We start from the raw sequence: 5,650 nt of genomic DNA, 5'->3' as shown, positions 1-5,650 counted from the left end.
TTCGCCCCCGGCGCCAGCCGCCCGGTCATTCGCGGGCTTTCCGGCCCTCGCGTACAGGTGCTGACCAACGGCATCGGCTTGATCGACGCCAGCTCGGTCTCGCCTGACCACGCCGTGGCCACAGACCCGGCCGAGGCCAGCCGCATCGAAATCATCCGCGGGCCGGCGACGCTGGTGTATGGCGGATCGGCCATCGGCGGCGTGGTCAATGTCATCGACGAACGCATCCCCACTTCCATTCCCGAGGGCGGGATGTCAGGCGTCGTCTCGACCCAGGCGTCCAGCGTCGATGACGGTCGCAGCGCGTTCGGCCGCGTCACCCTGGGCAGCGGCAATTTCGCCTTCAACATCGATGGCGTGAAGCGCAAGACGGACGACTACGACATTCCCGCCCCGGCCCTGTCCGCCCGCAAGGCCGCAGCCGACGGCGTGGAACGTGGCGAAGGCGGATCCCAGCCCAACAGCTATTCGGATCTGGAAGCCTGGGGCGTCGGCGGTTCCTATATCGGCGACAAGGGCTTCCTGGGCGCCTCGTACAAGAATACCGACAGTGAATACGGCACGGTCGCCGAGGAAACCGTCTTCATCAAGCTGAACCAGGAACGCTATGACGTTCGGGGAGAATATCGCTTCGACGACGGCCCCTTCTCGGCCTTGCGCGGCTCCTACGGCCACGCGGACTATACCCATACCGAGTTTGAGGATGTCGGCGAACCCGGCACGGTCTTCAACTCGGACGGCTGGGAAGGCCGGGTCGACCTGGTGCAACGCACGCGCGGCGACTGGAACGGCGCGGTCGGGGTGCAATCCCTTTCGCGCAACTTCCAGGCCATCGGTGAGGAAGCCTTTGTTCCGACGACCGACATCGACGAACTGGGCGTCTACACGGTCCAGCGTCTGGACCGCCAAGGCTACGGTTTCGAGGGCGGCCTGCGTTATGATCGTCGCGAACTGAGCGCCACGCCGATCGGCGGTGATCGACAGGTGGACCGCACGTACGACAACTGGTCGGCCTCGGCCGCCGCCTTCCTGCGGCCCGCGCCCGGCCTGTTCCTGGGACTCAGCCTGGCGCACAACGAACGTGCGCCCAGCGAGGTGGAGCTTTTCGCCGACGGGGTCCATATCGCCACCGCCGCCTATGAGACCGGCGACGTCAATCTGAACAGCGAAAAGGTCAACACGCTCGAGGCCACCGCGCACTATGATCGCGGACGGTTCACAGGCGACCTGCACGTCTACCACTCCTGGTACGACGGCTTCATCGACGAGCGTGCTACCGGCGAGACCTTCCTGTTCGAGGAAGAGAACGAGGAATTCCCGGTCTATCAGTTCGTTCAGACCGACGCCCGCTTCTACGGCTTCGAAGCCGAAGGTTCGTACGCGGTCTGGCAGAACGGCGACCGCAAGCTGTCGCTGGAAGCCGCCGCCGACTTTGTCCACGCCCAGACGGACCTGGGTCCGGCGGCGCGTATTCCGCCCTATTCGCTGACCGGTCGTGTGGCCTGGAGCTCAACCCCGTTCGACGCCAGCGTCGAGGTGCGTCACGTGGGGGAACAGGACCGGGTCGCGAACGAATACGAACTGCCGACCGATGACTACACCCTGCTGAACCTGGCCGCCGCCTGGCGTCCGCTGACGGATCAAAACGTCACCATCTTCGCCGAGGCGCGCAATCTGACCGACGAGGAAGCTCGCGAACACGTGTCCTTCCTCAAGGACATCGCGCCTCTGCCGGGCCGCAACCTGCGGGTCGGCGTCGCCTACCGCTTCTGATCCGAGCGAAACCAAGTCCGGGGCGGCGTCGCATCAGCGCGCCGCCCCTTTTCTTTTGTATTGATCAACCGCGCCCGGCGAACTCGCTTCGCCAACCCGCTGCTTCGACCGCGAGATCATAGCGATGGTTGGCGTCGTCCCAGGCGAGATCCATCCGGTGCTCGCCGTCGACGGCGACGGATCGGGCGTCGGCGCCGGACATCACCTTCGCCGCGCCCGTTCCTGTCAGGATCAGAACGGGGCCCGCCCCGCGCCAGTCCAGCCGCGCGGACACGGCTTCGTCCCCCGCGCCGACGAACCGTCGGTGGAAGCCGTCCGGCCCCATGACCTGCAGATCGACGCCGCCGGCCGTGCTCCAGTCGTCCTGAAGCCGTCGGCCGCCTTCGACCGTATAGCGGCGCGGCCCGGCCTCCAGGTTCATCCGGTCATAGACATGAAAGACCGCCGCGCGGCGGCCCGTATTGACGAAGTGCAACCGCACGCGGTCGCCCGCCGTCTCGCGCTCGCACTCCAGGGCGTAGACGCTGGGACAGGCCGGGCGGAAGCCGGCGACCTGTTGCGGCCGCGTCGGTTCGGCCGGCGTCGGCGGGGTGGTGCGGCCGTCCAGGGCGGCGGCGCGAGCGGCGTCCGCCTGGGTCGCCGGCAGAGGCACGGGCCGGGCGTCCACGCCGGAGAAGTCGAGGCAGGACGTCAGGTCGCCGCACACCGCGCGCCGCCAGGGCGAGATATTGGGCTCCATGACCCCGAACCGGGCCTCCAGGAAACGGATCACCGAGGTGTGGTCGAACACCTCGGAATTGACTCGACCGCCCCGGCTCCAGGGCGACAGCACATACATGGGCACCCGCGGTCCCAGGCCGTAGGGACGGCTGCGGTATTCCGGCAGGTCCAGACGCGCGTCGGCCAGGCTGGGCTGCAGGTGATATTCGCCCGTCAGGTCCACGGTTGAGCCGCCCTTCAGTCCGCCCGCCGCATCGCGTGACGGCGGCGACGGCGGCGGCACATGGTCGAAGAAGCCGTCGTTCTCGTCGAAATTGACCAGCAGGACCGTGCGCGCCCAGACCTCGGGGTCGGCGGTCAGGGCGTCGATGACTTGCGCCGTATAGTCCGCGCCCTGGGCCGGGCTGGACGGGCCGGGGTGTTCCGAGCCGCTGGCGGTGGCGATCACATAGGAGACCTGGGGCAGACGCCCGGCCAGGACGTCGGCCTTCAGCCCGTCCAGCGCGCGCGTGGTCAGGCCCCGTTCGACCAGGGCCGGGTCGGACCCCGGCGCCCCGGCCACCGCCTTCTGGAAGGCTTCGAACCCGACCAGGGGGTTGTCGGTGAAATTGTCGGCCATGTCCTGATAGACGCGCCAGTCGATGCCCGCCGCCTGCAGCCGCTCGACATAGGTGGTCCAGCGATAAGGCTCCTCGGCGCCGCCGTCGCGCGGCAGGTTGTCGTGCGAATTGCCGATACAGGGGCCGCCGCGCTCGCCTGACCCGTCGTTACAACCCGACCACAGCATGACCCGGTTCGGATTGGTGCCGGTCTGAAGCGAACAGAAATAGGCGTCGCACACGGTGAAGGCGTCGGCCATGGCGTACTGGAAGGGGATGTCGGCCCGCTCATAATAGCCCATCGAATGGGCGTGCTTGGCCTCGGGCCAGCGTCCCATCCGGCCGTCGTCCCAGGCCGCCTGGGCGTCGGGCCAGCTGTGCGGCGTGCCCTCGACCCGCATATGGGCGAAGGTCTGGCGCGTGTTCAATGGGAAGGGCGCCAGCCAGGCCGGCCCCTCGCCGCCGCCGTCATGCTGAAGCAGCACGTCGCGCGCGCGGCCGTCGAGGCTGGGCGCCGGGGCCGGATGAGGATCAGAGAAGCCTCGCACCCCGATCATCGTGCCGAAATAATGATCGAAGGAGCGGTTCTCCTGCATCAGGATGACCACATGTTCGACGTCCTGGATCGTACCCGTCCGTACCCTGGGCGCGATGCTCAGGGCCCGCGCCAGCGAGGGAAAGGCGGCGGCGGCGGTCAGGCCGGCCAACAGGCCGCGGCGGTCGATCTTGGGCATCGGTGATCCCTGCTGGATTCGGCACGGCCGAACTGGCCTGCGTGGAAATATGTGAGGTACAGGCGGAGCTGAAGGCCACAGCGCCGCCATCAACCCTGCTTCCGGCCGGGCTTAGAACTCGACTGTGACAACCAACACCACACGCCGCTGATCGCGGCCCACGGACGACCCTAGGCGAGGGGCGCCGGGTCTGATCGCGCCAACTGGAGAAACCGTCTTGCCGCCTTCTCTGCGGCGGAACGGCGCTCTTCCGCTGTCAGGGCGCCAGCGACACACCATTGCCTCGGCTCCTGAAGACCGGCGTCCAGAAGCGCTTTCAGCACATTCGCCGCCTCGTCGTCATCGGCGAAGACGCCGTTCGGCAGCTTCAGTTCTGCGATGTGGCTCTTGATCACGCCGATCACCCGTCCGGGACCATTGTCGAAGAACAGCCTGCCGATGTGCGGCAGGCGCTCCGCCTCGGCGATCACCATCCTGTTGATCCGCTGGATGTCCGGCGCCAGCGCCAGTTTGAGATACCGCTCTCCCAGGCTGGTCAGACGGTCCAGCGGCCCGCCCTCGGTTTTCAAGCCTTCCAGAAGTTCGGCGAAATGCTCCTTGCCCAGTTCCACCACGAAGGCGGCGAAGAGATCCTCCTTGGTGGAGAAATAGCCGTACAGCGTGGCCTTTGACCCGCCGACAGCGGCGGCGATCTGGGCCATCGACACAGCGGCGAAACCGTTCGCCATGAACATTTCGCCTGCGATCTGAATGATCGACAGCCTCTTGGTTTCAGTCCTGACTCTCACACAGCCCTCCTGCCACACGCTCTTGACGCTACGGACCTCATTACAGTACCATTCAGTACGGTTTTGAAAGGCTCAAAAATGACGACCCCTTTCCCCAATACCCCCGACTTCATCGGTCCTCTCTACACGCCCTCCAGATTCGAGGGCGAAGTGTTCGATCTTGAGGTGATGGGCCAGATACCCGCCGATCTGAACGGCGTCTTCTATCAGGTCGCACCCGATCCGGCCTATCCGCCGATGCTTGGCGACGACATCTTCTTCAATGGCGACGGGGCGGTGACCGCCTTCCGGTTCGCCGACGGCCATGTCGATCTCCAGCGCCGCTATGTGGAGACCGCCCGTCTCGGAGCCCAGCGCGCGGCTCGGCGGTCTCTCTACGGCCTCTATCGTAATCCGTTCACCGACGATCCCAGCGTGCGCGGCCTCAGCCCCAGCACGGCCAACACCAACATCGTGCCTTTCGCCGGACGACTGCTCGCGCTGAAGGAAGACAGTCTCCCCTATCTGCTCGATCCCGAAACGCTGGAAACATTGGGCGAATGGGACTTTGACGGTCAGATCGGCCATACGCCGTTCACGGCCCACCCCAAGATCGACAGCCGTTCCGGCGCCCTGTGCGCCATGGGTTACGAGGCCAAGGGTCTGGGAACACGCGACATCGTCTATTACGAGTTCGACGCCGCCGGCCGGAAGGTGCGTGAGGCCTGGATCGAGGCGCCATACGCCGGAATGGTCCACGACTTCGCCGTCACCGATAACTGGATCATCTTCCCGGTTCTGCCGATGACGGCGGCCGCCGAGCGCATGGCCCGTGGCGGCCGGCATTTTGAATGGCAGCCGAACCTGGACTACCAGTTCGGCGTGCTCTCGCGCACCTCCGACTCCCAGGAGGTTCGCTGGTTCAGGGGGCCGAACTGCTTCCAGGCGCACGTGCTCAACGCCTTCGAGGCCGACGGCAAGCTGGTTATCGACATGCCCAGCGCGAGCGACAACGTCTTCACCTTTTTCCCCGAAGCGGATGGATCAATCCCTGATC

4 protein-coding genes are annotated in these 5,650 nt (G+C 66.2%); 2 read left to right on the top strand and 2 right to left on the bottom strand.

The genetic code is table 11. From position 1 onward, the window contains the following. A partial coding sequence (locus Q7J26_RS04730; protein WP_304935351.1) for a TonB-dependent receptor occupies positions 1-1,773 on the top strand: 1,773 nt, incomplete at its 5' end. Positions 1,774-1,837: 64 nt separating this feature from the next. Here the strand turns inward: Q7J26_RS04730 and Q7J26_RS04725 are convergent. Together Q7J26_RS04725 and Q7J26_RS04720 are read right to left on the bottom strand one after the other, a co-directional pair. Next, complete coding sequence (locus Q7J26_RS04725) at positions 1,838-3,826, bottom strand: phosphocholine-specific phospholipase C (protein WP_304935350.1); 1,989 nt, start codon at positions 3,824-3,826, stop codon at positions 1,838-1,840. A 170-nt stretch (positions 3,827-3,996) separates the two neighbouring features. After that, a complete protein-coding gene (locus Q7J26_RS04720) occupies positions 3,997-4,614 on the bottom strand; it encodes a TetR/AcrR family transcriptional regulator (protein ID WP_304935349.1) in 618 nt (205 codons plus the stop codon). Between the two features lie 78 nt (positions 4,615-4,692). Here Q7J26_RS04720 and Q7J26_RS04715 point away from each other — a divergent pair. Beyond that, positions 4,693-5,650 (top strand): carotenoid oxygenase family protein (locus Q7J26_RS04715; protein ID WP_304935348.1); only part of this gene is annotated, 958 nt, incomplete at its 3' end.

The organism is Brevundimonas sp. (genome assembly GCF_030656255.1).
GTDB lineage: Bacteria > Pseudomonadota > Alphaproteobacteria > Caulobacterales > Caulobacteraceae > Brevundimonas.
Note: the sequence above shows the minus strand (reverse complement) of the source record. Positions and strands in the feature narration are given on the sequence as shown.